The organism is Halapricum desulfuricans, from assembly GCF_017094525.1.
Classification (GTDB): Archaea; Halobacteriota; Halobacteria; order Halobacteriales; family Haloarculaceae; genus Halapricum; species Halapricum desulfuricans.
This window is the reverse complement of the sequence record NZ_CP064788.1, coordinates 513,023-536,146: the sequence shown is the minus strand read 5'-3', so window position 1 is coordinate 536,146 and position 23,124 is coordinate 513,023. Positions and strand designations below refer to the sequence as shown.

The following is a 23,124-nucleotide window of genomic DNA, read 5'->3' as shown; positions in this document are numbered from 1 at the left end:
CACCCAATCCATGACACAGCGAGTGATTCACGTCGGCTGTGGCGGCTGGGGCGCGATGTGGTGTCACGAGTCCCTTCCGGCAAACGTCGAAGACGACGAATAGCGAACCTCGGCGTTCGTTTTCGTACGGGAAAAGCTAAAGACTTAACCGCGTCACAGGCCCAGGTACGCACAATGGCTTTTGAGGATCTCCTGGAGGACCCGGTCATACAGAAGTACCTCCACGAACTCGTCGGACCGAAGGGGATGCCCGTCGCCGCCGCGCCGCCGGACGGCGAAGTGACGGACGAGGAACTGGCGGAGGAGTTGGGACTCGAACTCAACGACGTCCGCCGGGCGCTGTTCATCCTCTACGAGAACGACCTGGCGAGCTACCGCCGACTGCGCGACGAGGACTCGGGGTGGCTGACCTACCTCTGGACGTTCCACTACGAGAACATCCCCGAGCAACTCGAAGCGGAGATGCACCGGTTGCTGGATGGACTCGAGGAACGCCGAGAGTACGAGTTCGAACACGAGTTTTACCTCTGTGAGAACTGCGGGATCCGCTTCGAGTTCGGCGAGGCGATGGACTTCGGCTTCGAATGTCCCGACTGTGGCTCCCAGCTGGATGCGATGGAGAACACGATGTTGCTCGAGGCGATGGAGGAACGGATCGAACAGTTGCGCGACGAACTCAACGTCGAACCCGACACGGAACGAGTCTGATGGTCGTCCTCGCAACCAAGTGTTACGTCGCCGGCGACGCCCGACAGCGAGCGCTGGATTCGCTGTCCTCGCAGATCGAGAACCTGCTCGGCGAGCTGGACGTGACCTACGAGGTCGGCGTTCGCGACGACGACTTCCCGTCGGTGACGGTCGAGGGGGACGACGCGACGGTCGCCCAGAACCTCCTGCGCGAGGAGTTCGGGGAGATCACGCCGCATCTCACGCCGGGCGATGTCCACGTCGGCACGCTCGAACGGTGGGACGACGACGGGTTCTACCTCGACGCCGGACGGGAGGTTCACGTCCCGGCCGAGGAACTCGGACTCGGACCGGGGTCGCCTGAGCAGATCCGGACCCGGTTCGGGCTGGTTCAGCATCTCCCGCTGCGGTTCGTCCCGCAGGAAGACGGTCCGGCGCGACTGGCCGACCGAGAGCGGGACCGGCTCTACGAGTGGACCCGTGGCAACGGTCGGGTCAACGTCAACAGCGCGACCCGGGCCGAGGTCCGGGCGACGGTCAACCGTGCCGGCCACGCCCGGGACATCGTCACCGTCGAACGGCTCGGACTGCTCGAACAGAGCATCGTCTGTACGGACGACACCGACCCGCCGGGACTGCTCTCGAGCATCGGGTCGTATCTCTCCGCGGAGTTGCTCGCTGTCGTTCCATGAACCGTCGACTCCTCGCACTCCTCGGACTGGGCGTTGTGCTCGTTCTCACGGGCTGTCTCGGCGGTTCTGGCCCGTCGGACGCGCAGCTGAGCGAAGACGCAACGTACGACTGGAACACCACCGCGAACGGGACCATCCAGCTGGGCGGGGACAGCTACACTGCCGTCTACGAGGTCGCCAACACGTCGGCGCTGAACCTCTACCAGCGGGACATGTTCAACAACCGCGAGCCGCTCCCGATCAGAGCGCTGCAGTTCCGCTACCCGAACGGCACGGTCGCCAACGCCTCGGCGTTCGACGTCTCCAGAAACGCCGAGCGGATCCGCCTCGAGTTGCCCGACCGAACCGGGAAGGTCGCTTACACCGTCGAGCAGAACGGCAAGGCCGTCCGGACGGCGACGTTCGTCGACGACAGTTACGAGGTCGTGCTCCCGCCGAAGACCGACGTCGGCGTGCCGATCCTCTCGAACGTCGCTCCCGGCGGCTACGAGACCGAGACGATCGACGGACGGGTCCACATCACCTGGGACGACGTCGACAGCGACCAGCTGGTCGTCGAGTACTACCTCGAGCGCGACTTGTGGCTGTTCGGTGGCCTGTTCGCGCTGCTCGTGATCATCGGACTCGGCGGCGGGCTGTACTACTGGCTGCAGATCCGGTCGCTACAGAACCGCCGCGAGGAGGTCGGGCTCGACGTGGAAGATGAGGACGACGACCTGGGAGACCGGGGGCCGCCGCCGGGGATGGGACGATAAGCCCTCGAACGAGCCGAAAAGAGGGCGACACGCCTTTGCTATCGAGACCACAACGAACAGGTATGCGCGTCGCGCTGGTAACCGTCGGCGACGAGTTGCTTGCCGGTGACACCGTCAACACGAACGCCGCGTGGCTCTCCCGGAAGTTGACCGACCGCGGAGTGACGGTCGAACGCGCCACCGCCGTCCCGGACCGTATCGGAGAGATCGCGCGCGTCGTCAACGAGTACCGCGCCGAATACGACGCCGTGGTCGTCACCGGCGGGATCGGACCCACGCACGATGACGTAACGATGGACGCGGTCGCGGCGGCCGTCGGCCAGCCGATGGAGCCGAGCGAGCCGGCCCTGGAATACATCGAGACACAGCGCGGCTACGCCCGCGAGGACCTGACCGAGGGGACGACCGAGATCCCCGCCGGCGGGCAGTTCATCCCGAACCCGGAGGGGGTCGCGCCGGGCTGTCACGTGGAGAACGTCTACGTGCTCCCGGGTGTCCCCGAGGAGATGCGGGGGATGTTCGGCGAGATCGCCGACCAGTTCAGCGGGACGGTCAAGCACACCGAGACGGTCGTCGCCGACGAGCCCGAAAGCGCGCTCCTCGACCGGATCGAGAACCTCCGCGGACGCTTCGACGTGACTGTCGGCGTCTATCCGGGGGATCACGTCCGCGTGAAAGTCTCCGGAACTGACGTTGAAACCGTAGAGTCAGCCGCGAGGTGGCTCGCCGAGCGCGTCGATCACCCGGACGATCAATCCAGATAGAGTTCCTGCAGCCAGGCGTAGGTCAACACGAGCCCGCCGACAGCGACGATCGCGCCGGCGAGATTGATCACGTCCCCGTTGACTGCGGTTTCCGCAAGCGGTACGAGCATGTCCGATACTCCGTCGTCGAACGATAAAAATGTGCGTGGCCGAGCCGTCCGACGTGTCTGGCAGGCTCTCAGAACCGAGTGCCGCTGTCGACCCGGGAAAGCAGTGTCACAGTCACGCCGGACACCGTGGCGCTTTCCTTCCGAGGCCCCGTGGAACGGGTATGCGCACTATCGGGTTCGTCGTCAACCCCATCGCCGGCATGGGCGGGCGCGTCGGGCTGAAAGGCACCGACGGCAAGCTGGCGCAGGCCCGCGAGCGCGGCGCGCGACCGCGTGCCCCCGACCGGGCGCGGGAGGCGCTCGACGCGATGGCCGCGACCGACACCGACGTCACGCTCGTGACCTACGGCGGCGTCATGGGCGCGTCTGCCGCTCGCGAGGCTGGCTTCGATCCCGAAATTATCGGCGAATCCGAGGCCGGCCCCGACGCCGCTGTCGGCGAGACAACAGCCGAGGACACGCGCGCAGCCGTCCGGGCGTTTCTGGATCGCGGGGTCGACATCGTCGTCTTCGTCGGGGGCGACGGGACGGCCGTCGACGTCGCCGAGGCGCTCGGGGAATCGGGCGTACCGGTCTTCGGTGTGCCTGCCGGTGTCAAGGTCTATTCGTCGGTCTTCGGCGTGACGCCGCGCGCCGCCGGGCGGGTCGCGGCGACCTTCGAGGAGGTGACCGACGGGGAGGTCAACGATATCGACGAGCAAGCCTACCGGGAGGGCGAGGTCCGCTCGGAGTTGCACGCCGTCGTGACCGTCCCGCGGGCCCAGCAGCGTCAGTCGAGCAAGCAACTCGCCGGCGGCACTGTCGAGGCAGTCGCGGAGGGGGTCGCCGAGGAGGTCCGACCGGGCGTCACGTACGTCCTCGGACCGGGGGGGACCGTCGGCGCGATCAAATCACGGCTGGGATTCGACGGGTCGCCGCTCGGGGTCGACGTCTGGCGCGACGGCGAACTGCTGGTAGCCGACGCTCGCGAGGACGAGGTTCTCGATTCGCTCGGCGACGAGAACGTGATCGTCGTCTCGCCGATCGGCGGCCAGGGGTTCGTCTTCGGACGGGGCAACCAGCAACTCTCGCCGGCCGTGATCCGCCAGTGCGAGACCGAAATCGTCGCGTCACGGCAGAAGGTCGATCAGCTGGGCGTCCTCCGGGTCGATACCGGCGACGCCGACCTCGACGAACGCCTGCGCGGCTGGCACCGCGTCCGTGTCGGGCGCTTCGAGCGCCGCCTCATGGAGATCGTCTAGCCGGCGCGATCCCCCCGCTGACACTGGTTTGTTGGCGAGTGGCGTGCGCAGATCGCCGAACTCGATTGCCACCACCGCGGGGGACTTACCCCTGCAACACCAACACGAAGCCATGACTGAAACGGCGACGCTTGGCGGCGGCTGCTTCTGGTGTATCGAAGCCGCGATGAAAGAACTCGGAGGCGTCCGGTCGGTCACGTCCGGCTACGCGGGCGGCGACGTGGCGACCCCCTCATACGAGGAGGTCTGTTCGGGTTCGACCGGCCACGCCGAGGTCGTGCAGGTCGAGTACGACCCCGAAGAGATCAGTTATCTCGAACTGCTGGAAGTGTTCTTCAAGGTGCACGATCCGACGACGAAGGACCGCCAGGGGCCGGATGTCGGCAGCCAGTATCGGTCGATCGTCCTCTATCATGACGACGAGCAACGCCGACAGGTCGAGGGGTTCCTCGAGCGCCTGAACGAGGAGGTCTACGACGGCGCGATCGTTACCGAGGTCGAACCCCTCGAGACCTTCTACGAGGCCGAGGAGTATCACCAGGATTACTACGAGAAGAACCCTGCAGACGGCTACTGTCAGGTGCAGGTCGAGCCGAAAGTTCAGAAGGTCCGCGAGGAGTTCGCGGCGTTGCTCGCGGAGTAACCGGAACCAGAAACGAGAGCGACGATCCGGCGACAGTATTAGGTACGTTCGGGGGCTGGTACGGCCATGGCCATCGATCCGAACTTCGAGCAGAACCGCGAAAAGGTCGACGAGCATAACGGCCACAACGTCTGGGGGCCGGTCGACGAGCCGGAGTCACTGGGGATCCACGGGACCCACGTCGCGGTCGATTTCGACATCTGTCTCGCCGACGGGGCCTGTCTCGAGGACTGTCCGGTCGACGTCTTCGAGTGGGTCGAGACGCCCGGTCACCCCGAGAGCGAGATGAAAGCCGACCCCGCGAACGAGAGCCAGTGCATCGATTGTATGCTCTGTGTCGACGTCTGCCCGGTCGACGCGATCGACGTCGACGCGAGCCGGCCGGACCGCGTCTAGACACACCGCGTCCGTTTCGCAGGTCGCTCCGATCGAGGCGGAATTGACTTACGACGAGCGCCGATCACCACTGGATATGGAGGTGGCGGCCGCGCTCCGGGCGGAGGCACGGGACTGCAACGAGCGTCGGCTGCTCGTGCTGGCCGGCCAGCCGGAGACGACGCGTGCCCGCGCCGCGGACGCGCTCGAAGCCGCCGGGATCGACGATGCGGAGACGACGCTGGTCGGCCCCGAACCGTTTCTGAATTGCGAGCGTTTCGACGCCGACCGCGCCAGCGAGTTGCTCGGCCAGACGCGCACGGCGGTCGTCTACGACGCCCACGAGTCGCTCCGGCCGAACGCGCTCGGCCAGCTCGTCGGGGCCGTCGAGGGCGGCGGCCTGTTCGTGCTGCTCGCGCCGCCGCTGTCGGCGTGGCCCTCGAGGCGGGACGACTTCGACGAGACGCTCGCCGTTCCGCCGTTCGAGTCCGGTGACGTGACCGGTCACTTCCGGTCGCGGGTAATCGAGACGCTGTACGCCCATCGCGGGGTCGCAGTCGTCGATGTCGAGCGCGACAGCGTCGAGTCCGACGGACTGACCGATCCCGCGCCACGACTGGCCTCGCCGGATCCCGCCGTCCCGGACCGCGAGGACCGCACGTTCCCGGTCGAAGCCTACACCGCCTGTCTGACGCGCGATCAATCCGAGACGCTGGTAGCGATGGAGGCGCTTTCCGAACCCGGCGGAACCGTCGTCGTCGAGGCCGACCGCGGTCGCGGAAAGTCCAGCACTGCGGGGCTGGCCGCGGGGAGTCTCGCGGCGTCCGGCCGGGACGTGCTCGTGACCGCGCCGCAGTACCGGCGGGCCGGCGAGGTGTTCGCCCGTGCCCGGGAACTGCTCGACGCGCTCGACGAGCGAGTCGAGGTCGACGACGAGACGACGCCCCATCTGCTCTCGACCGACGGCGGACGGGTTCGATACGCGCCGCCAACCGACGCCGTCGCGTTGCCCGGCGATCCGGACGCGGTCGTCGTCGACGAGGCGGCGGCCCTGCCGGTCCGACTGCTTTCGGGGTTTCTCGACGCCCGCGCGGTGGCGTTCACGACGACGATCCACGGCTACGAGGGGGCCGGACGCGGTTTCTCCGTCCGGTTCAAGGACCGGCTGGCCGAGTCCGACCGGACGGTTCGGGAGGTGCGCATGGACGAGCCGATCCGGTACGCGGCTGGCGACCCCGTGGAAGTGTGGGCGAGCCGGGCGCTGTTGCTCGACGCGCGCCCGCCGGTCGAGCCGCTGATCGCCGACGCCCGCCCGGAGACAGTGTCCTACGAACCCCTCTCGGCCGAGCGACTCCTGTCGGACGAACGCCTGTTGCGGGAGGCGTTCGGGTTGCTCGTGCTCGCTCACTACCGAACCGAGCCCGACGACCTCGCGCGGCTGCTCGACGGCCCGAACGTCTCGGTTCGCGCGCTGTTGCACGACGGTCACGTCGTCTCGGTCGCGCTGCTGGCTCGCGAGGGGGGACTGGACGCCGCTCGCCGGGCCGATATGTACGCCGGCGGGCGAATCAGGGGGAACATGCTCCCGGACGTGTTGACGACCCAGCTCCGCGACGAGGCCGCCGGGATCGAGACTGGCTGGCGCGTCATGCGGATCGCGACCCACCACGCGGCCCGCGATCGGGGGCTGGGCTCGCTGCTGCTGGAGCGAATCGAAGCGGAGGCTGCCGGCGGATCCGGCTCGGCCGAAACAGGTGAAGCCGACGCATACGACTACCTCGGCGTCGGGTTCGGTGCGACGCCGGAACTCGTCTCGTTCTGGGCCGACAACGGCTACCGGACCGTCCACGTCTCGACGACCCGCAACGACCGCAGCGGCGAGCACTCCGCGATCATGCTGCGGGCGCTCTCGGAGGCGGGCGAAGCGCTGCATGACCGCCACACAGCGTGGTTCCTCGAGCGCGTCCGGGGGATGCTCACCGATCCGCTCGCGGATCTCGACCCGGACGTGGTCCGGGCGGTGCTGTCGGCCGTCGAGGGGACGACTCGACTGGAACTGACCGACTGGGAGTGGCGATTGCTCGCCGGCTCGCCGCACGGGGCCGGGCTGTTCGACACCGCACCCGACGCCTTCCGTGCGCTCGCGCTCCGGGCGTTGACCGACGCTGACAGCCCGACGCCGACTGGCGACGGAGAACCGGCGCTCGAACCCCGGGCCGAACGACTGCTCGTCCGGAAAGTGCTGCAGGCCCACGACTGGGACAGTGTCACGGCGGAACTGGACGTCGTCTCCCGCCGGGAGTGTATGCGCGCGCTCGGAGACGTGACTGCACGACTGATCGAAGCCTACGGAACTGACGAGGCGCAAGCGGAACTGGAGCGATTCGAATGATTCGCGATCCAACGATACTCACACCCCTGATACGCGGGGTACCGATTCCCGACCCGTTCGTCGTCGTCGCGTTCGCGTTGCTGATCGCGGGCGTCGTCTTCAGCGTCGTCCCGCTGTTACCGGGGCCAATACTGTCTGTCGGCGGTGTACTCGTCTACTGGTGGGCGACCGGCGATCCAGGCTGGCTAGCACTGGCTGCGTTGCTCGCAGTCGGCGTGGCGGCGGTACTGGTCGATTGGCTGGGTGGTGCGGCGGCAGCGAAGGGGAGCGGTGTCTCGACACGAGTGAGCCTACTCGCCGGCGTCGTCGGCCTTGCCGGAACCGTCGTCGCCGGGCCGGTCGGTCTGCTCGTAGGCGTCGCAGGGACGGTGTTCCTGGCGAGTTACGCCCGTGAGCGGGAGGCGGCTACCGGGATCCGAACGGCGGCGTACGCGACTGCGGGCGTACTCGGGACGGTCGTCGTCCAGACCCTTCTGACCGGGTCGGTCCTGGTCACTGTCGCGGTGATCGCGCTGCTGTAGCCGGATATCCAACAGTCCTCGTATCCCGTCTCACCACCTGGGTCCAGCTAGTGGCCGTACTATCCAGAGTGATCTGCCAGGGCAATGTGACGAATAGCTGTCCGAACGTGTGAAGTACCCCGCGCACGGTGGCGCGGGGCTTCGCCGTTTGGCCTCTCCCAACAGGGAGCGTAACGGCGGCAGGCGAATTTAATTCCCTCCGCACTTCCCAGATGGGTCGTGTGGGAGCAGTAACACCCGAACACACCGCGAATCCCACCGCAACAGGGGTCGCCTGTTGCCGCCGTGGGTGATGTGTCCGTGGAGGTCGGCGGCTTCACCACTGCCCGACACACTTGAAGCCCGGCGCAACCTTGCGGTGTTTTGCGAGGCGGATACCGTGGCTCCCGTACTGTAAATATGGTTCGACAGCAACTTGAAGATATGGATTGTGCAGCGGAGCGTACGCGCTTCACCCCCGCCCACGGTGGGGCGGGGAACTCGCGCTGCTTTCCGTTTAGAACAGACTATCGGTCGTCACTGCGCCGACGACACTGAAGACGGCACCGACGCTGATGGCCCGGAACGTCACGATCAGGCGGTCGGTCAGAGCAAGCCCGCCCAGGAACTGACTGGGGGCGGTGACCGCGAACGCGAGGGTCCCGACAGAACCGAACGCGACGATCAGCACCGAGATGAACCGGACCGGAATCCCGGCGACAGCAGCCTCGCGTCCGGGGTCACGGTCGTTGTCGGCACCGTACAGACCGCCGTATCCGATCGCGACGACGATACAGATGATGAACACGTTGTGGAATACGGTCATGTTCAGCGCGAGCGCCCACACTTCTTGGGTTACGACAAACGGACCCGACAGGAGGAACCCGCCGACGATTTGCTGGGCAGTGTCCGCGAGTTTGTGCTTTTGCCGTTCCTTCATGTCCTTTGCTACCTCAGCCGGCCGGAAACGCGTTCGGGAAACACCTTTTACCAGCGGGCGAGACAAACAAGGGGATGAGTGTCATTGACGTGACGGACCTGACCAAACACTACGGCGAGGTCCGGGCCGTCCGGGGGATCAACTTCAGTGTTGAGGCGGGTGAAGTGTTCGGTTTTCTCGGTCCAAACGGTGCGGGCAAGACAACGACGATCCGGACAATGCTAGGGTTACTGGATCCGACGGCAGGGCGGGCGACGGTACTCAACGCGGATAGCACCGACGAGCGGGCGATGATCGAGGCCAAGCGATCAATCGGCTACCTGCCGGCGAATCCCGCGTTCGACGACGGCGCGACCGGCCGGGAGATACTTGACCTCCACGCCTCGATCAAGGGCGACGACCGGCGCGAGGAGTTGCTGGAACTGTTCGAGCCCCCGCTGGACCGCAACGTCCGGGAGTACTCCTCGGGAAACGTACAGAAACTCGGCGTCGTCCAGGCGTTCATGCACGATCCAGAGCTGGTGATCATGGACGAACCGACGAGCGGGCTCGATCCGCTGATGCAACAGCGGTTCAACGAGTTCGTCCGCGCGGAGCGCGAGCAGGGCGTGACGGTGTTTTTCTCCTCGCACGTGCTCAGCGAAGTGCGGCGGGTGTGCGACCGGGTCGCGATCCTCCGGGAGGGCGAACTCGTCACGACCGAGGCGATCGAATCGCTGCTCGACCGCTCGGGCAAGTTCGTCCGCGCCCGGATCGTCGGCAGCGTCGAACCCGGCGCGTTCGACGGCGATGCGGTCCACGGTCTCGAGCGAACCCGGATCGACGACCGCGCCGGCGAGTTGCTCGCAGCGACCGGCCACGAGGGCGACGCCGAGGTCGTCACCGAAGTCAGGTTCACCTACACCGGCGACATCAACGATCTCGTGACCGAACTCGGGAAGCACACGTACGTCGATCTCGACGTCGAGGAGGCCCCGCTCGAAGAGGTGTTCATGCGGTTTTACGGACCCGAGGGAAGCGACGACTCGGACAGACAGTCGACACGGGACGTCGAAGCCGAACCGTCCGGGGGCGATCTCGATGCTTGAACTCGCTCGCTACGAAGCGCGACGCCGGCTGAGGGGGACGGTCTATCTGACGGTCGGACTCACGCTGCTCGCGGGGATGTACATCGCGACGTTCCCGTCGCTGGCTGAGGGCATAGACCTCGATCAGTTTCTCGAGCAGATGCCCGAGGTCTTTCTGGAGCTGTTCAACATCGCGACGATGAACACCATCGAGGGCTTTCTCGCCGCCGAACTGTATTCGATCGGCTGGGTCCTCCTGCTGGGACTGTACGTGGCCTACAGCGGCGCGGGACTGATCGCGGGCGACATCGACCGCGAGCGGATGGACGTTCTGCTGTCGCTCCCGATCTCGCGGGCGCGCGTGCTCGGCGAGAAGTTCCTCGGGCTGTTCGTGCCGATCCTCGTCGTGAACGTCGTCCTGCCGGTCGTCATCTACGCCGGGACGGCCGCGATCGGGTACCCGATCGATCCGGTCAACCTGACGGTCGTGCATCTGCTCGCGATCCCGTATCTGCTGGCCTGTGGTGCGATCGGGGTCGTCCTATCGGTGTTGACCAGCCGATCGTCAGTCGCTCAGCGTGGTGCCCTGGTCGCGATTTTCGGGTTGTTCCTGTTCGAGTCGGTGACTATCATCGCAGACTACGAGCAGCTGGGTTCGGTCGCACCGATGCGGTACTTCGACGCGACGGCGGTGCTCGTCGAGGGGAGCTACGACTGGGCCGGCGGCGCGATCCTGCTCGGAGCGACGGCGCTGCTGGTCGGCGCGAGCATGCTGTACTTCGGCCGCCGGGACATCGCGTGACGGTATCGTCCGTCGCTTCGACCGGTATGTGCCGCCCCCACACGCAGTGAGCGCTTCGAAAGCGCTTTTAGGTGTGGCAGTTCACTATCGAGTACAGCCTGCGCGGGGTTGATGATGCTCCTAGCCATCTAGGATTTGCGCGCGCCGGTTTCGGCGCGGCCGGAGGGTCGGCCTCCGAAACGGCGGGGGAGCGCGAGCCCACGTGCAGGAGGTGACCAACACATGCCAGTATACGTCGATTTCGACGTCCCTGCCGATCTCGAATCCGACGCCCTCGAGGCGCTCGAGATCGCGCGGGACACAGGATCCGTCAAGAAAGGTACCAACGAAACGACCAAAGCCGTCGAGCGCGGCTCCGCCGAGCTGATCTTCGTCGCCGAGGACGTCCAGCCCGAGGAGATCGTCATGCATCTGCCCGAGCTGGCCGACGAGAAGGACGTCCCGTTCGTCTTCGTCGCCCAGCAGGACGACCTCGGAGCGGCCGCCGGCCTGGAGGTCGGCAGCGCGGCCGCGGCGATCGTCGACGCCGGCGACGCCGGCAGCGATGTCGAAGACATCGCCGAGAAGATCGAGGAGCTTCGGTGAGGTGACCGGTTATGAGTGCTGAGGAATCCGAAGACAGCGGATCCACGGCCGCCGAGGTCATCGAGATCGTCGGCCGGACGGGGATGCACGGCGAGGCCATGCAGGTCAAGTGCCGCATCCGCGAGGGATCCAACCAGGGCCGGATCATCACCCGGAACGTCCTGGGCCCGGTCCGGGAAGGTGACGTATTGCAACTCCGGGAAACCGCCCGCGAAGCCGACGCAATCGGAGGCCAGTAAGATGCCACAGACACGCGAGTGTGACTACTGCGGGGGCGAGATCGAACCCGGAACGGGGACGATGCTCGTCCGAACCGACGGGACGACGCTGTACTACTGCTCCTCGAAGTGCGAGAAGAACGCCGAGCTCGGTCGGGAACCCCGCGACCTGAACTGGACCGAAGCCGGCCGCGAGAGCGACCGCCAGGAGACTGTCGCCGCCGAGCGTGAGGCCGAGACGGAGCAGACAGACGACGTCGAGTCGGACGCCGAGACAGCCGAAACGGAAGACGAGTCCGAGGCTGCGCCGGATCTCGAAGCCGCCGAAACCGAGGGGGACGACGCCGAGAAGACGGACGACACCGAGGCCGACGCGGACGAATCGGACGATTCCGAAACAGACGACGACACTGAGGCCGAAGAGGCCGAGGCCTGATCACAATGAGCCACCACGACGAGCGAACGTTCGTAATGGCGAAACCGGACGCCGTCCAGCGTGGGCTGGTCGGCGAGATCATCACGCGACTCGAGGAGCGGGGCCTGAAACTCGTGGGTGCGAAGTTCATGCAGATCGACGAGGAACTCGCACACGAGCACTACGCCGAACACGAGGACAAGCCCTTCTTCGACGGGCTCGTGGAGTTCATCACGTCCGGGCCCGTCATGGCGATGGTCTGGGAGGGCGCTGATGCGACCCGGCAGGTCCGCCAGATGATGGGCGCGACCGACCCCGCCGAGGCCGAACCCGGAACGATCCGTGGCGACTACGGGCTGGATCTCGGGCAGAACCTCATCCACGGCTCCGATCACGAGGATCCCGGCTCCAACGAGCGCGAGATCGACCTGTTCTTCGACGAGGAGGAACTTGTCGACTACGAGCGGACCGACGCCGTCTGGGTCTACGAGGAAGAGGATCACTGAGATAGAGTATCTCTGTTTCTGATCGACTGCCCGGCGTGGGGCAGTCGGAGCGACAAACCGGTACAGTAATCCGTCCGAGACAGTAGTACCGACAATGGAGATTCGGTTCCTCGGGGGCGCGCGAGAGATCGGCCGGAGTGCCGTCCTCGTAAACGACTCGCTGCTCCTCGATTTCGGTATGTTGACCGGGAACCCGCCCCAGTTCCCGGTCGGGAGTCCGGACCCCGATGCGGTCGTCGTCTCACACGGCCATCTCGATCACGTCGGGACGGTCCCGTCGCTGCTTTCCGGTGACGACCGCCCCCCGATCCACTGGACGCCGCCGACGTACGAACTCGCGCTCACGCTCGCCCGCGACACGCTCAAACTCCACGGCGGGTCGTACCGTTGCCCGTTCACAGAGAACGACATCAAGCGCGTGACCGAAGTCACCGAGACACACGGCTACCGGGAGCCGTTCGAGGCGGCAGGTCACGAAGTGACGTTCTACGACGCCGGACACATTCCCGGGAGCGCTCACGTGCTCGTCGACGACGGCGACACGCGACTCCTCTATACGGGCGATTTTCACACTGACGACCAGCGCCTGGTCGCAGGGACGACCGCACGACCTGACGCGGACGTCGTCGTCTGCGAGAGTACGTACGCCGATGTCGAACACGACGACCGTGACGAAGTTGCCGAAGAGTTCGCACAGAGCGTCAAGACGACGCTCTGGGAGGGCGGGACGGTCGTCGTCCCGGCGTTTGCCATCGGGCGCACCCAGGAGCTGATGCTCGTCTGTGAGGCGTACGACATCCCCTGTTACGTCGACGGGATGGGCAAGCAGGTCACCGAAACCCTTCGACAGTATCCCGGGTTCGTCCGGGACGCCGACAGACTGCGGCGTGCGAAGTCCCACGCCCGGTTCGTTACCGGCCGCGAGGGGCAGCGAAAGCGCATCGCCGACCAGAAGGCAGCGATCATCACGACCAGCGGCATGTTATCCGGGGGTCCCGCCATGACGTACATCCCCGAGATCCGGTCCAATCCGACGAACAAGATCACGCTGACCGGCTATCAGGTCGAGGGCACGCCCGGCCGCGAACTGCTCGAGACCGGCAGCGCCGAGATCGACGGTCGGCGGATGCCCGTCGCCGCGCAGGTCGAGACCTACGACTTCTCCGCGCACGCCGACCGCGACGGACTGCGTTCGTTTCTCGAGCCGTACCGTGACGCCGAACTCCTGATCGGCCACGGCGATCAGTGCGAGGCCTTCGCCGCGGAGTTGCGCGAGACGGGATACGACGCGAGCGCCCCCGAACTCGGCGAAACGCGACGGCTGTAGGTCGGATACGCGGAGTCAGTATTTCGACGATCCCACAATACAAGTCAGTGTGGCCCACAGGACACGTATGAGCGCGACGCTACTTGCGATCGGACTGACCGGGGCCGCGCTGCAGTTCGTTCTGACGGGGCAGGCGGCGATCGACGCCGAACGTCGGCCCTGGCCGCCGGACGAGATCACGGGGCGGTTCGGGCTGTACTGGCTGCTCGTGATGTCGATGGCGGGGTCGTTTTTCACCCTGATAGCGACCACGTCGGGCAGTCTCTATCCGGTCGGCGTCGTCTCGATCCTCGGAGGCGGCGCGTTCGTGTTCGGTGCGGCAGTCAACGTCCTGACCGCCGACGAGTTCGAGGGCCCCGAAGAGATCCTTGGACTGGAGTGGAACCACCACGCCGACGGTCCGTTCCGGTTCTCGCGCAATCCCGAAGTGGTGGGTCACGCCGGTGCGGTCGCCGGACTCGCGGTCGCGGCCGGCTCCTGGCAGGCGACGGTTCTGGCGGGTGCGATCGTCGCCTGGTTCGCGGTCAGGCCGCTCGCCGAGGAGCCGGTGCTGGCGGAGCGCTACGGTGATCGCTACGAGGACTACCGCTCGCGTGTCGGGCGATACGTCGACAGGGAACGTCTCTCGGAGGCGTTCGGTCCGTGTCGAAACGACTGTCCCTAGGTGGCGTCTGGACTCCGAAATCGACGGTTCGGAAAAGAGCGGTTGACTATCTTTCAAGCGTATCGATCCCGGCGAGTTTGTAAGCGGGACAGCGGCCCGTCGCTCCCGTTGCAATCATCACGCTGCCGACACCGGCAGCGGCCGCGCTCTTTGCCGGGGCTTTCGGCCCCGCGAGCAGTCCTGCACCGACGAACGCTGATCCTGCGGCGATGCGCGCTTTCCGGTCCGTCCGACCGACGTTGCGTTCCATGTACACACGGGATAATTGCTGGACCAAGTAATACATTGGGACGAGCACAAGACTGTGCAATCACCGCCGTCGGCTCGTCGACGGTCACAGCAGGTCCGGAAGTTCGGAAAGCGACTCGATATGGTGGGCGGGTTGGGGTTCGCCGTCGGGCACGTCGTCCCGGGACAGCAAGGCGGCGTCGATGCCGACACGGTGGGCCGCCTCGACGTCCGAGCGGCGGTCACCGACGAACAGGGCGTCGTCAGTTCCGAGTCGATCGAGCGTCCACCGAAGCAGGTGTCCGTCGGGCTTGCGGCGGCCGAACTCCGACAGCGTCGGGTAGCGGCCGCGGGCGATTTCGACCGGCCAGTCGAAGTAGTCGGCGGCGAACCGGACCGTCCCCTGGCGGTTGTTGCTGACGATTGCGAGCGTCCGGTCCCCGGCAAGCGCCGAGAGGACGGCGGTGTCCTCGAATGGGACGCGATCGCCGGCGACGATACGCTCGTTTTCGAGGTCAGTCGCGGCCCGTTCGCGGTAGGCCCAGGCCGGGGCGGCCGCCAGTCCGAGGTCGTCACAGGTCGTCCGTATCTCCGCGACGTCGTCAGGCCTGACCAGTCCCGGAGGCACACCGTCGTAGTCGATCCCAAAGTCGGCGAGCGTCGCGGCGGCCGCCTGGCGGTAGACATCGGGGTCGGTGTGATAGCCCGTCAGCAGCACGCCATCCATGTCGAACAGGATCGTTTCGTAGGCCACGGCGGAACTCCGGGTCGGGAGAGTAAATCAATTCTGCCGGGTGGATTGACAGGACGGGCAGATATCCCCGTCGCAGGAACGGAACGGTACTGGCCGCTGTACGGGGACTTATGCCGATCGATCCCTTTCGAAGGGTGATGCGCCCGACCCCGCCACAGCCCAAAGGCGAGCCGCTTTTCGGTAACGCCAGGCAGTACGCCGATGATCCGTTCCGGTTTCTGACGGCCTGCGAACGATCGTACGGCGACGTCGTCAGTCTGGATCTCGGTCCGCTGGAGACGTACATGCTCACAGATCCCGGCGAGATCCAGCGGGTGCTCGTCGCCGACGCGGACGAGTACATCAAACCCGATTTCCAGGACGACGCGATCGGTGACCTCCTCGGAGACGGGCTGCTGTTGAGCGAAGGTGACGTCTGGCAGCGCCAGCGCGAGCTCGCCAACCCGGCGTTCGCGATGACGCGACTGGGCCAGTTTACCGACACCATCGCCGATCACGCACAGGCGATGGTCGATACGTGGCAGGACGGAGACAGTCGCGATATCGAACTGGAGATGACTCAGGTGACGCTGGACGTCATCTGTGACCTCATGCTGGACGTGAAGCTGACCCACGGCCAGCGCGAGACGATCCGGGAGAACCTCGAGCCGATCGGTATGCGGTTCGAACCCGATCCGATCAGGTTCATCACGCCCGACTGGGTCCCGACGCCGGACAACCGCGAGTACCGGGCAGCCCTGGACGAACTCGACGGAGTCGTGTCGGAAATCATTGCAGAGCGTCGCGGGACCGAAGGTCACGAAGACGACGAGGACCCGCCGATGGACGTACTGTCGATCCTGTTGCGGGCACAGAACCGCGGCGAGCAGTCCGCCAAGCAGCTGCGCGACGAGGTCGTCACGATACTCCTGGCCGGACACGACACGACGGCACTGACGCTGACCTACAGCTGGTATCTGCTGGCGAACCACCCGGAGATCGAGCGGGCAGTCCAGGCCGAGGCAGACGCCGTCGAAGGCCCGGTCACGTTCGAGGCCGTCCGGCAGCTGGACCTGATCGAGCGGGTGATCCAGGAGTCGATGCGACTGTACCCGCCGGTGTACGTGATCTTTCGCCAGCCGACCCGGGACGTCGAACTCGGCGGCTACCGCGTTCCGGAAGGAGCGGCGGTCATGCTGCCACAGTGGGCAGTCCACCGGTCGCCCGACTTCTGGGACGAGCCCGATCGGTTCGAACCGGATCGCTGGCTCGACCAGGGCGACCGGCCCCGATTCGCGTACTTCCCGTTCGGGGGCGGGCCGCGCCACTGTATCGGCAAGCACCTCGCGATGCTGGAGGCGCAGGTCATCCTGACGACCGTCGCCCGCGAGTTCAGTCTCGACACCGACCGCGAGGGGGAACTCGATCTCCTCCCGTCGCTGACGGCCCATCCGCGTGGCGGGATGCCGATGACGCTCCGCCAGCGGTAGGCGGACGCTCCGCAGCGACAGGCAGGCACTCGCGGGGCCGGCAGTATCAGACGTCCCCGAGATTGCCAGTCGAACGAAGTCAAGGACTCGCGAAGCTGTCGACACCGGACGGATCGACCGCGCGTGCGAGCAGCGGTCGCAACATCTTCACCAGCGGGGCGCGCTCGCTGTCGGTCCAGACCGCGCGGTGATTGCTGACGCCGGGCAGCGACGAAGCGGCGTCGGCGCTGACCAGTATCGACTCGCCATCGACCATCAACACGGCACTGACGGCACCGGGTCGAACGGGGTAGGCCTCCCACCAGGTCCAGGTCTCGACGACCCTGGCGGTCGCCGCGGTCGCCGCCACCCGATCGCGGATCGGTTCGCCCGGCGACCCGACAACGACCGATACCCCCCGCTCGGCGGCATCGTCGAGTGCCGCCAGGAGTTCGTCGGTGAGCAACTCCTCGACGGCCAGCGCGAGCAGGACTTCGTCTTCGGCCGCCGAGACGAGTTCGCGGAGTCGCTCGCTCACTTCGGTCGACCCCTCCATCACCCAGACGTCGACGCTTTCGTCCTCGCGGTCCGGCGATTCTAGCCGCGGAAACAACTCTCGGAGGCGATCGAGCCGGTCCATGTACTGTCGCTGGAGCGTCGCGACCGCCTCCTCGGAATCGGACGCGCGAAACCGCCGCGGCGTCGACTGCTGGATGTCGACCAACCCGCGGTCGTGCAAGGTCTCCATGCAGTCGTAGACTCGCGCCTGCGGGATGTCGGCGACCTCCGCGACTTCTTTGGCCGTCCCGGTCGAGATGCGCGACAGCGCGACGAAACTCTTGGCCTCGTATTCAGTCAGTTCGAATCCCTGGAGCAACTCGACGGACTCCTCGACCACCGCGTCGATGCCGTCCGGTGATGTTCGTTTTGTCATTGGTGGACGCCCCGCTGATCTGCGCGCCTTTCGCGTGGGATCACTAAAGTCGCTTTGGTTTTTCTACTATCCTCGAAAGGCTACGGGGCAGCTACAGAACGCATAATCACGATCGAATTGCGGACCCGTTGCCGAGAGGGTAAGATTTATATCGGAACAGCCTGTTTTCTACAATAGAAAAAAATACTCGGGGCCGGACCCGGGCGAGATAGATAGACGATGTCAGAGACCAACACGCGATTTCGAGCGCACGCACAGACCCGAACCGCACGCGAACGAACGCAGAGCGAGCAGGAGACCGAAGACAGCGACGAACTGACCTGTCCGGAGTGTGGCGCGACGGGGATCACAGTCGAGAAGCGCGGCGAGACCGTCTGTGAGGAGTGTGGTGTCGTGATCGAGGACGACATGATCGACCACGGACCGGAGTGGCGGGCGTTCGATTCCCGCGAGCGCGATCAGAAGTCACGAGTCGGCGCGCCCTCGACGAAGACGCTCCACGACAAGGGCCTGTCGACGAAGATCGACTGGAAGGACAGCGACGCCAGCGGATCGGCCCTGTCGGCGCGCAAGCGCTCGCAGATGGTCCGGCTGCGGACCTGGGACGAGCGATTCCGGGCGAAGAGTGCTCGCGAGCGTAACCTCAAGCAGGCACTTGGCGAGATAGATCGCATGGCATCGGCGCTGGGGCTGCCCGAAAACGTCCGGGAAACGGCAGGAGTCATCTATCGGAAGGCGCTGTACGACGACCTGCTGCCCGGTCGGTCGATCGAGGCGATGGCGACAGGGTCGCTGTACGCCGCTGCGCGACAGGGTGGCACGCCCCGGAGTCTCGACGAGTTCCAGCCGATCAGCCGCGTCGACCGCCAGGAGTACGCCCGCGCCTACCGGTATCTCGCCCGCGAACTCGGGCTGGCGATCGAACCGGCCGATCCGGCGAAGTACCTCCCGCGGTTCGCCTCCGAACTCGAGGTGCCCGAAGCAGTCGAGCGCCGCGCACGCGAACTCCTCGAAACGGGCAAGTCACAGGGCATCCACTCCGGGAAATCGCCCGTCGGGCTGGCCGCCGGCGCGCTGTACGCCGGCGCGCTGTTGAGCAACGAACGGATCACCCAGCAGACGATCGCCGAGGAGACCGACGTCAGCGAGGTGACGATCCGCAACCGCTACCAGGAACTACTCGACGCTCACGAGCAGGCCGAACAGGCCGCGTAGGCCGAACGACGTCACCGCATCGCTTCGAGCGAGTGCGCGTCACTGGCGTCGGCGGTCAGCCAGTGTGTCGCGCGGTCGTCATCCGTCATTCCCGGCGCGTCGAGATACAGCGTCACCTCGTCGCCGTCGCGGGCCACCCGCACCGCCCCCCGCGTCGGATCTTCACTGTCGAACGACCCTTCCTGCGGCGCGTGGTGGATGGCGCTCATATCTCGTGATTCTTCAGGAACGTTAATAATGATATCGGAACGGATCGATCGACACGGATTATATTGCCGGCTTCTGGCTGTTGAGGCCCCGACCGAACGATACCGACAGACATATGCCCTGATACGTTCGACCTCGACCGATTCGGCTGAAGCCGTATCAAAAGTCACGTCCGTCGGTATACTACACGAACTCGTCGAGTCCGGTCTGGGTAGCGGGCTCGACCTCCTCGAGGACGCCTGAATCGTCGTTGGTCGGATCGTTGACTCGCGTCGAGACGGGATAGGCGCGCCACTCTCCGGCCGATGGCGTGTCGAGCACCGACCGATCGGCCGCCGAGAGCCATCGCTGCTGTTGTTCGGGATCGAGGACGACGGCCATCCGGTGGTGCAGTGGTTCGACGACCGCGTTCGGCTCCGTCGTGACGACGGCGACGGTCTCCTCGATCCCGCGCTCGCCCTCGCGGCGCTCGAACAGCCCGGCCATCGCGAAGGGCTCGCCGTCGGTCCGCTCGACGCGGTAGGGCTGGCTCCCGCTGCGGGTGTCGGCCCACGAGGGGAGCAAGCCCCACTCCAGCAAGTCGATCGTCCCCGGCGAATCGTTGCGGATGACGGCCAGTTTCTCCCGGGGCGCGATGTTGTACCGCGGTTCGATCGGCTGTGTCGCCGTCGCGTCGAAGCGCGCTTCGAGGTGGGACTGCGGGGTGAACAGCGAGGTCCGGCCACACATACCCGGCCGTTTGGCTCGCGCACCAATAGAAGCGTCGCCACTACCGGCGTGGTCGCACGAAAACGGAACGTCGCCGCTACAGCAGCTCGGTGACGTCGTCGTAGTCCTCGATCTCGACGCCCTCGTCGGTGACGACAGCGAAGTAGATGCCGTTGCCCGAGCCGGTGTCGCGCTCGGTGGCGGCGTGGACCGCACGCGCGGCCAGCGTCCGGGCCTCCTCGATCGAGAGGTCCTCGCTGTACTCGCCTTCGAGCGCACCGTGGGCCAGTTGCATCCCGCTGCCGGTGACGGTGTAGTCGTCTTCCATGACGCCGCCGGCGGGGTCGATGCTGTAGACGTGACTCCCTTCCTCGTCGACGCCGCCCAGGATCGGGTTGATCGCGATGAACGGTCCGCCGCGGGCGAAGTTGCCCGCGAGTGTCGCCAGCGCGTGAATGCTCATCGGCTCGTCGCGGCGCGACTCATAGAGGTTCGACTCGACGCGTAGCGAGCGGATGAACGACTGGGCACCGCCGACGCTGCCGACGAGCGTGAGCGCGGCCGTCGGGTGGATCTGTTCGACCTTCTGGACGTTCTTGTTCGAGACGAACCGCCCGCCGAGGCTGGCGCGCTTGTCCGTCGCGATCACGACGCCGTCCTCGGTCGCGATGCCGACGGTCGTCGTCCCGGTCTTGGTGACCGGCTCGTCGTCGGCTTCGGGGACGTCCTCGAAGCCGCCCAGTTCGGGTTCGTAGGGGGAGAAGTCGTTATTCATCGTCCTCACCTCCGAGGTCGCGGTCCTCGATGTGATCGGCGATCGTCTCCTCGGTGACCGGCTCGACCCGGCCGGACTCGGCGGCGATCGTCGTCAGTTCGACGCCCGAGGCCGTGATGCCGTCGTCGCTGGCCTCCGCGATCGCTTCCAGCGCCAGCCCGACGCCCTCCTCGAGCGAGAGATCGTCCTCGTAGTTGTCTTCCAGATGCGACTGAATGTCCTCGCGCCCGCCGCCGATAGCGGTCGCCTGCCACTCGTAGGGCGTGCCCGAGGGATCGGTCTCGAACAGGCGCGGCTCGCCGTTCTCGACGCCGCCGACCAGAAGCGCGACGCCGAACGGGCGCGCGCCACCTGTCTGGGTGTACTCCTGGATGTGGTCGGTCACGGCTTTCGTTAGCGTCTCGACACCGATCGACTCGTCGTAGCGCAGTTTCTCGACCTGTGCCCGACGCCGGGCGAAGTCGATGAGTTTGCGCGCGTCAGCGACGTGACCCGCGCTCGCGAGCGCGACGTGGTCGTCGACGCCGTGGATCTTTTCGATGCTCTCCTCCTCGATGAGCGGGGATCGGGCCCGCCGGTCGGCCGCCAGGACGACGCCTTCGGGCGTGCGGACGCCGACGCTGGCACTGCCGCGCTTGACTGCTTCCCGGGCGTACTCGACCTGATAGAGCCGTCCGTCCGGCGAGAAGATAGTGATTCCCCGGTCGTAGGCCTGCTGTTCGTGGTTTCCTTGCATTGTGTCGGTATTCACTCCGGGTTAGGGGGCGATATACATAAATCTTTTAGAAAGGTATAAGTATTTGGTTGGGTTGCGGTCGTCAGTAGAGCCGCAGATCGCCGGTGACAGCGTCGACGCGATCGTCGGCCGCGGGCCCGACTGCCAGCGCGGTGACGGTCCCGGGATCGAGTTGCGTGTGGCCGGCGTCGCGGACGATCGCGTGGGGGATCCCTTCCGTCTCGGCCTTTTCGGCGAGTTCGAACAGCCGGGACTCGCCGTCGGCCTGCAGAACGATCTTCTTCTGGCCGCTCTCTTTCCACTCGTTGCGTGCACGCGCTGTCGCGTCCTCGTAGGCCGACAGCGAGGCGTGGGCGACCTGCGCCGCCAGTTTCCCTTCGCCCATGTTCAGGTCCGTGCGGGCGACGATGGCCTGTTTCATGTCCGATGAGAAAGGGGCGCGAAATAAATGCCTGCCTACTCCCGGATACAGCGGTTCTCGACGGCCCGAAACGGAGCCGTTCGATGGTGGCCGGACGTTCGTCGAAAAAGGCCCGGTCCTTTTGGTCGCCGACGACCAACCAGCGAGTAGATGACAGAGGATTTCGAACTCGTCGCGCCCGAGGCGGTCGATTCACCCGGCGACGAGTGGGAGGAGATCGACGTCACCGACACGGAGGCCGATCGGATCGCCCGCCGGCGGGATCGGGAGTTCAACGAGTTCCGCAAGCGGATCAAAGACAGCGAGCGGTTCAAGCTCGAGGAGTCGGTGTTCGACGAGGCGACCTACGCCGCGATCTACAAGCTCGTCCAAGACGGCTACATCGACGCCTTCGGCGGCCCGATCTCGACGGGGAAAGAGGCCAACGTCTACACGGCAAAGTCGGGCGATCGAACGGTCGCAGTCAAGGTATACCGGATCAACGCCAGCGATTTCAAGGACATGCGCGGGTATCTCGACGGCGACCCGCGTTTCGAGGGGATCGGCCAGAACAAACGCAAGGTCGTAATGGCCTGGGTCCGCAAGGAGTTCGCGAACCTGCAGCGCGCAAAGCAGGCGGGCGTCCGCGTCCCGGACCCGATCGCAGTCGAGCGCAACGTCCTCGTGATGGAGTACATCGCGACCGACGGCGACCGCGCAAAGCGGCTCAACGAGGTCCACGTCGAGAACCCCGAGACCGCCTACGACGTCGTCGCCGAGTACATGCGCCGGCTGTACGACGCCGGGCTGGTCCACGGCGACCTCAGCGAGTACAACATCGTCTTTCAGGAGGGGCAACTCGTCGTGATCGACCTCGGGCAAGCCGTCACGAAACACCACCCCAACGCCGAGGAGTTCCTCCAGCGGGACTGCGAGAACGTCGCTGCCTTCTTCGCCCGCCAGGGGATGGACGTGACCGGCGACCAGCTGTACGAGTCCGTCACGGACGAGACCGACAGGTGACACTGTCATCGTT

30 protein-coding genes are annotated in these 23,124 nt (G+C 66.0%); 20 read left to right on the top strand and 10 right to left on the bottom strand.

Annotated features, from left to right (window positions below):
• Positions 1-174: 174 nt before the first annotated feature.
• From tfe to HSR122_RS02685, 4 genes are all read left to right on the top strand, one after another.
• Positions 175-708: a transcription factor E gene (tfe, locus tag HSR122_RS02700; protein ID WP_229111150.1), complete on the top strand. Its 534-nt coding sequence runs from the start codon at positions 175-177 to the stop codon at positions 706-708.
• Entirely contained in the window at positions 708-1,379 is a 672-nt protein-coding gene (locus tag HSR122_RS02695; protein ID WP_229111149.1) for a DUF2110 family protein, read from the top strand. Before tfe ends, HSR122_RS02695 begins: the two co-directional genes overlap by 1 nt.
• Entirely contained in the window at positions 1,376-2,134 is a 759-nt protein-coding gene (locus HSR122_RS02690; RefSeq protein ID WP_229111148.1) for a DUF5803 family protein, read from the top strand. The genes HSR122_RS02695 and HSR122_RS02690 overlap by 4 nt, the downstream gene beginning before the upstream one ends.
• A 62-nt stretch (positions 2,135-2,196) precedes the next feature.
• Positions 2,197-2,898: a competence/damage-inducible protein A gene (locus HSR122_RS02685; RefSeq protein ID WP_229111147.1), complete on the top strand. Its 702-nt coding sequence runs from the start codon at positions 2,197-2,199 to the stop codon at positions 2,896-2,898.
• Here HSR122_RS02685 and HSR122_RS14880 read toward each other — a convergent pair.
• Positions 2,886-3,008 (bottom strand): hypothetical protein, encoded by a 123-nt coding sequence (locus HSR122_RS14880; RefSeq protein ID WP_267491089.1) that lies wholly within the window; start codon positions 3,006-3,008, stop codon positions 2,886-2,888. The two genes, HSR122_RS02685 and HSR122_RS14880, sit on opposite strands and share 13 nt — an antisense overlap.
• Before the next feature lie 161 nt (positions 3,009-3,169).
• Here HSR122_RS14880 and HSR122_RS02680 point away from each other — a divergent pair, with 161 nt between their 5' ends.
• From HSR122_RS02680 to HSR122_RS02660, 5 genes are all read left to right on the top strand, one after another.
• On the top strand, positions 3,170-4,249 hold the full coding sequence (locus HSR122_RS02680) for an ATP-NAD kinase family protein (protein WP_229111146.1): 1,080 nt from the start codon (positions 3,170-3,172) through the stop codon (positions 4,247-4,249).
• A 112-nt stretch (positions 4,250-4,361) separates the two neighbouring features.
• The gene (msrA, locus tag HSR122_RS02675) at positions 4,362-4,892 is read left to right on the top strand and encodes a peptide-methionine (S)-S-oxide reductase MsrA (protein WP_229111145.1); all 531 of its coding nucleotides are present in this window, start codon (positions 4,362-4,364) and stop codon (positions 4,890-4,892) included.
• A 66-nt stretch (positions 4,893-4,958) separates the two neighbouring features.
• Positions 4,959-5,288: a 4Fe-4S dicluster domain-containing protein gene (locus tag HSR122_RS02670; protein WP_229111144.1), complete on the top strand. Its 330-nt coding sequence runs from the start codon at positions 4,959-4,961 to the stop codon at positions 5,286-5,288.
• Between the two features lie 76 nt (positions 5,289-5,364).
• Complete coding sequence (tmcA, locus tag HSR122_RS02665) at positions 5,365-7,659, top strand: tRNA(Met) cytidine acetyltransferase TmcA (RefSeq protein WP_229111143.1); 2,295 nt, start codon at positions 5,365-5,367, stop codon at positions 7,657-7,659.
• Positions 7,656-8,180: a DUF456 domain-containing protein gene (locus HSR122_RS02660; protein ID WP_229111142.1), complete on the top strand. Its 525-nt coding sequence runs from the start codon at positions 7,656-7,658 to the stop codon at positions 8,178-8,180. Before tmcA ends, HSR122_RS02660 begins: the two co-directional genes overlap by 4 nt.
• A 496-nt stretch (positions 8,181-8,676) precedes the next feature.
• Here HSR122_RS02660 and HSR122_RS02655 read toward each other — a convergent pair whose 3' ends face one another.
• Positions 8,677-9,099 carry a DUF2391 domain-containing protein gene (locus HSR122_RS02655; RefSeq protein ID WP_229111141.1) on the bottom strand — a complete coding sequence of 141 codons (423 nt, stop codon included), beginning with the start codon at positions 9,097-9,099 and terminating at the stop codon, positions 8,677-8,679.
• 74 nt (positions 9,100-9,173) lie between these two features.
• Here HSR122_RS02655 and HSR122_RS02650 point away from each other — a divergent pair, with 74 nt between their 5' ends.
• The 8 genes from HSR122_RS02650 to HSR122_RS02615 all read left to right on the top strand — a co-directional run bounded on the left by HSR122_RS02650 (position 9,174) and on the right by HSR122_RS02615 (position 14,683).
• Positions 9,174-10,187, top strand: coding sequence for an ABC transporter ATP-binding protein (locus HSR122_RS02650; protein ID WP_229111140.1), 1,014 nt, complete (start codon positions 9,174-9,176; stop codon positions 10,185-10,187).
• On the top strand, positions 10,180-10,968 hold the full coding sequence (locus HSR122_RS02645; protein ID WP_229111139.1) for an ABC transporter permease subunit: 789 nt from the start codon (positions 10,180-10,182) through the stop codon (positions 10,966-10,968). Before HSR122_RS02650 ends, HSR122_RS02645 begins: the two co-directional genes overlap by 8 nt.
• 222 nt (positions 10,969-11,190) lie before the next feature.
• Complete coding sequence (gene rpl7ae / locus HSR122_RS02640; protein ID WP_229111138.1) at positions 11,191-11,553, top strand: 50S ribosomal protein L7Ae; 363 nt, start codon at positions 11,191-11,193, stop codon at positions 11,551-11,553.
• An 11-nt stretch (positions 11,554-11,564) separates the two neighbouring features.
• A complete protein-coding gene (locus HSR122_RS02635; RefSeq protein WP_229111137.1) occupies positions 11,565-11,792 on the top strand; it encodes a 30S ribosomal protein S28e in 228 nt (75 codons plus the stop codon).
• Position 11,793: 1 nt separating this feature from the next.
• Positions 11,794-12,207 carry a 50S ribosomal protein L24e gene (locus HSR122_RS02630; RefSeq protein ID WP_229111136.1) on the top strand — a complete coding sequence of 138 codons (414 nt, stop codon included), beginning with the start codon at positions 11,794-11,796 and terminating at the stop codon, positions 12,205-12,207.
• Positions 12,208-12,212: 5 nt separating this feature from the next.
• Positions 12,213-12,692: a nucleoside-diphosphate kinase gene (ndk, locus tag HSR122_RS02625; RefSeq protein WP_229111135.1), complete on the top strand. Its 480-nt coding sequence runs from the start codon at positions 12,213-12,215 to the stop codon at positions 12,690-12,692.
• Between the two features lie 94 nt (positions 12,693-12,786).
• The gene (locus HSR122_RS02620) at positions 12,787-14,019 is read left to right on the top strand and encodes an MBL fold metallo-hydrolase (RefSeq protein ID WP_229111134.1); all 1,233 of its coding nucleotides are present in this window, start codon (positions 12,787-12,789) and stop codon (positions 14,017-14,019) included.
• A gap of 67 nt (positions 14,020-14,086) precedes the next feature.
• Positions 14,087-14,683 carry a methyltransferase family protein gene (locus HSR122_RS02615; protein ID WP_229111133.1) on the top strand — a complete coding sequence of 199 codons (597 nt, stop codon included), beginning with the start codon at positions 14,087-14,089 and terminating at the stop codon, positions 14,681-14,683.
• A 46-nt stretch (positions 14,684-14,729) separates the two neighbouring features.
• Here the strand turns inward: HSR122_RS02615 and HSR122_RS02610 are convergent, their stop codons facing one another.
• Positions 14,730-14,933 (bottom strand): YgaP family membrane protein, encoded by a 204-nt coding sequence (locus HSR122_RS02610; protein WP_229111132.1) that lies wholly within the window; start codon positions 14,931-14,933, stop codon positions 14,730-14,732.
• A gap of 84 nt (positions 14,934-15,017) precedes the next feature.
• Positions 15,018-15,665, bottom strand: coding sequence for an HAD family hydrolase (locus HSR122_RS02605; RefSeq protein WP_229111131.1), 648 nt, complete (start codon positions 15,663-15,665; stop codon positions 15,018-15,020).
• 137 nt (positions 15,666-15,802) lie between these two features.
• On the opposite strand from HSR122_RS02605, the gene HSR122_RS02600 reads away from it, so the two are divergent.
• The gene (locus HSR122_RS02600) at positions 15,803-17,134 is read left to right on the top strand and encodes a cytochrome P450 (protein ID WP_229111130.1); all 1,332 of its coding nucleotides are present in this window, start codon (positions 15,803-15,805) and stop codon (positions 17,132-17,134) included.
• 79 nt (positions 17,135-17,213) lie between these two features.
• On the opposite strand, the gene HSR122_RS02595 is transcribed toward HSR122_RS02600, so the two are convergent.
• Positions 17,214-18,047: a TrmB family transcriptional regulator gene (locus HSR122_RS02595; RefSeq protein WP_229111129.1), complete on the bottom strand. Its 834-nt coding sequence runs from the start codon at positions 18,045-18,047 to the stop codon at positions 17,214-17,216.
• A gap of 219 nt (positions 18,048-18,266) precedes the next feature.
• Between HSR122_RS02595 and HSR122_RS02590 the strand changes: the two genes are divergently transcribed.
• Positions 18,267-19,262: a transcription initiation factor IIB gene (locus HSR122_RS02590; protein ID WP_229111128.1), complete on the top strand. Its 996-nt coding sequence runs from the start codon at positions 18,267-18,269 to the stop codon at positions 19,260-19,262.
• Positions 19,263-19,273: 11 nt separating this feature from the next.
• On the opposite strand, the gene HSR122_RS02585 is transcribed toward HSR122_RS02590, so the two are convergent.
• The 5 genes from HSR122_RS02585 to pth2 all read right to left on the bottom strand — a co-directional run bounded on the left by HSR122_RS02585 (position 19,274) and on the right by pth2 (position 22,109).
• Complete coding sequence (locus tag HSR122_RS02585) at positions 19,274-19,471, bottom strand: DUF7511 domain-containing protein (protein ID WP_229111127.1); 198 nt, start codon at positions 19,469-19,471, stop codon at positions 19,274-19,276.
• A 181-nt stretch (positions 19,472-19,652) separates the two neighbouring features.
• A complete protein-coding gene (locus HSR122_RS02580; protein ID WP_229111126.1) occupies positions 19,653-20,198 on the bottom strand; it encodes an SOS response-associated peptidase in 546 nt (181 codons plus the stop codon).
• Between the two features lie 76 nt (positions 20,199-20,274).
• Positions 20,275-20,952 carry an archaeal proteasome endopeptidase complex subunit beta gene (gene psmB, locus HSR122_RS02575; RefSeq protein ID WP_229111125.1) on the bottom strand — a complete coding sequence of 226 codons (678 nt, stop codon included), beginning with the start codon at positions 20,950-20,952 and terminating at the stop codon, positions 20,275-20,277.
• A complete protein-coding gene (gene psmA / locus HSR122_RS02570; RefSeq protein WP_229111124.1) occupies positions 20,945-21,688 on the bottom strand; it encodes an archaeal proteasome endopeptidase complex subunit alpha in 744 nt (247 codons plus the stop codon). Before psmA ends, psmB begins: the two co-directional genes overlap by 8 nt.
• Before the next feature lie 82 nt (positions 21,689-21,770).
• Positions 21,771-22,109 carry a peptidyl-tRNA hydrolase Pth2 gene (pth2, locus tag HSR122_RS02565; protein WP_229111123.1) on the bottom strand — a complete coding sequence of 113 codons (339 nt, stop codon included), beginning with the start codon at positions 22,107-22,109 and terminating at the stop codon, positions 21,771-21,773.
• Positions 22,110-22,259: 150 nt separating this feature from the next.
• Here pth2 and rio1 point away from each other — a divergent pair, with 150 nt between their 5' ends.
• Positions 22,260-23,111, top strand: coding sequence for a serine/threonine-protein kinase Rio1 (gene rio1, locus HSR122_RS02560; protein WP_229111122.1), 852 nt, complete (start codon positions 22,260-22,262; stop codon positions 23,109-23,111).
• Positions 23,112-23,124 lie beyond the last annotated feature (13 nt).

Excerpts from the sequence above, each read along its gene's own strand:
- ndk (WP_229111135.1), top strand. The coding sequence starts at position 12,213 with ATGAGCCACCACGACGAGCGAACGTTCGTAATGGCGAAACCGGACGCC.
- msrA (WP_229111145.1), top strand. The coding sequence starts at position 4,362 with ATGACTGAAACGGCGACGCTTGGCGGCGGCTGCTTCTGGTGTATCGAA.
- psmA (WP_229111124.1), bottom strand. The coding sequence starts at position 21,688 with ATGCAAGGAAACCACGAACAGCAGGCCTACGACCGGGGAATCACTATC.
- HSR122_RS02590 (WP_229111128.1), top strand. The coding sequence starts at position 18,267 with ATGTCAGAGACCAACACGCGATTTCGAGCGCACGCACAGACCCGAACC.
- HSR122_RS02620 (WP_229111134.1), top strand. The coding sequence starts at position 12,787 with ATGGAGATTCGGTTCCTCGGGGGCGCGCGAGAGATCGGCCGGAGTGCC.
- psmB (WP_229111125.1), bottom strand. The coding sequence starts at position 20,952 with ATGAATAACGACTTCTCCCCCTACGAACCCGAACTGGGCGGCTTCGAG.
- HSR122_RS02670 (WP_229111144.1), top strand. The coding sequence starts at position 4,959 with ATGGCCATCGATCCGAACTTCGAGCAGAACCGCGAAAAGGTCGACGAG.
- HSR122_RS02655 (WP_229111141.1), bottom strand. The coding sequence starts at position 9,099 with ATGAAGGAACGGCAAAAGCACAAACTCGCGGACACTGCCCAGCAAATC.
- HSR122_RS02680 (WP_229111146.1), top strand. The coding sequence starts at position 3,170 with ATGCGCACTATCGGGTTCGTCGTCAACCCCATCGCCGGCATGGGCGGG.
- HSR122_RS02695 (WP_229111149.1), top strand. The coding sequence starts at position 708 with ATGGTCGTCCTCGCAACCAAGTGTTACGTCGCCGGCGACGCCCGACAG.
- HSR122_RS02650 (WP_229111140.1), top strand. The coding sequence starts at position 9,174 with ATGAGTGTCATTGACGTGACGGACCTGACCAAACACTACGGCGAGGTC.
- HSR122_RS02585 (WP_229111127.1), bottom strand. The coding sequence starts at position 19,471 with ATGAGCGCCATCCACCACGCGCCGCAGGAAGGGTCGTTCGACAGTGAA.
- HSR122_RS02615 (WP_229111133.1), top strand. The coding sequence starts at position 14,087 with ATGAGCGCGACGCTACTTGCGATCGGACTGACCGGGGCCGCGCTGCAG.
- HSR122_RS02630 (WP_229111136.1), top strand. The coding sequence starts at position 11,794 with ATGCCACAGACACGCGAGTGTGACTACTGCGGGGGCGAGATCGAACCC.
- HSR122_RS02635 (WP_229111137.1), top strand. The coding sequence starts at position 11,565 with ATGAGTGCTGAGGAATCCGAAGACAGCGGATCCACGGCCGCCGAGGTC.
- HSR122_RS02685 (WP_229111147.1), top strand. The coding sequence starts at position 2,197 with ATGCGCGTCGCGCTGGTAACCGTCGGCGACGAGTTGCTTGCCGGTGAC.
- HSR122_RS02595 (WP_229111129.1), bottom strand. The coding sequence starts at position 18,047 with ATGACAAAACGAACATCACCGGACGGCATCGACGCGGTGGTCGAGGAG.
- pth2 (WP_229111123.1), bottom strand. The coding sequence starts at position 22,109 with ATGAAACAGGCCATCGTCGCCCGCACGGACCTGAACATGGGCGAAGGG.
- HSR122_RS02690 (WP_229111148.1), top strand. The coding sequence starts at position 1,376 with ATGAACCGTCGACTCCTCGCACTCCTCGGACTGGGCGTTGTGCTCGTT.
- HSR122_RS02645 (WP_229111139.1), top strand. The coding sequence starts at position 10,180 with ATGCTTGAACTCGCTCGCTACGAAGCGCGACGCCGGCTGAGGGGGACG.
- rio1 (WP_229111122.1), top strand. The coding sequence starts at position 22,260 with ATGACAGAGGATTTCGAACTCGTCGCGCCCGAGGCGGTCGATTCACCC.
- HSR122_RS02660 (WP_229111142.1), top strand. The coding sequence starts at position 7,656 with ATGATTCGCGATCCAACGATACTCACACCCCTGATACGCGGGGTACCG.
- rpl7ae (WP_229111138.1), top strand. The coding sequence starts at position 11,191 with ATGCCAGTATACGTCGATTTCGACGTCCCTGCCGATCTCGAATCCGAC.
- HSR122_RS02580 (WP_229111126.1), bottom strand. The coding sequence starts at position 20,198 with ATGTGTGGCCGGACCTCGCTGTTCACCCCGCAGTCCCACCTCGAAGCG.
- HSR122_RS02600 (WP_229111130.1), top strand. The coding sequence starts at position 15,803 with ATGCGCCCGACCCCGCCACAGCCCAAAGGCGAGCCGCTTTTCGGTAAC.
- tmcA (WP_229111143.1), top strand. The coding sequence starts at position 5,365 with ATGGAGGTGGCGGCCGCGCTCCGGGCGGAGGCACGGGACTGCAACGAG.
- HSR122_RS02610 (WP_229111132.1), bottom strand. The coding sequence starts at position 14,933 with ATGGAACGCAACGTCGGTCGGACGGACCGGAAAGCGCGCATCGCCGCA.
- HSR122_RS14880 (WP_267491089.1), bottom strand. The coding sequence starts at position 3,008 with ATGCTCGTACCGCTTGCGGAAACCGCAGTCAACGGGGACGTGATCAAT.
- tfe (WP_229111150.1), top strand. The coding sequence starts at position 175 with ATGGCTTTTGAGGATCTCCTGGAGGACCCGGTCATACAGAAGTACCTC.